This window comes from Micromonospora sp. M51 (assembly GCF_018070305.1).
GTDB classification, from domain to species: Bacteria; Actinomycetota; Actinomycetes; order Mycobacteriales; family Micromonosporaceae; genus Micromonospora; species Micromonospora parva.
Genome location: NZ_JAGPXZ010001521.1, coordinates 1 through 445, shown reverse-complemented (window position 1 = coordinate 445; position 445 = coordinate 1). Strand labels below are relative to the sequence as shown.

Here is a 445-nt window from a genome sequence, read left to right as displayed (position 1 = left end):
GAGTTCGACGACGCCACCCTGCAGGCCGTCGGCGGCAAGGACCGGATCGTGCCCGCCGCGCTCGCCGCCGCCGGCGCCCCCGGCAAGCCGCCGGCCGCCGTGCCGCTCTACAGCATGGCCTACAGCCTGTACTACAACAAGAAGTCGTTCGCCGACGCCGGCATCACCGCGCCGCCGACCACCTGGGAGCAGCTCGCCGAGTACGGCAAGAAGCTCAGCACCGGCGGCAAGTGGGGCCTGGCCATCGAAGGGGCCAACCCGTCGGAGAACGCGCACCACGCCTTCACCTTCAGCCAGCAGTACGGCGGCGAGTGGTTCGACTCGGCCGGCAAGCCGACCTTCGACACCCCGCAGAACGTCTCGGCCATCAAGCGGTACATCGACTTCATGGCCGCTGACAAGATCACCAACCCGAGCAACGCCGAGTACGCGCAGAACCAGTCGG

General features: G+C 68.8%; 1 protein-coding gene. It reads left to right on the top strand.

All coding sequences use genetic code 11. From position 1 onward, the window contains the following. The coding region (locus KBX53_RS35765; protein WP_210864117.1) for an ABC transporter substrate-binding protein at window positions 1–445 on the top strand (445 nt) is incomplete at both ends.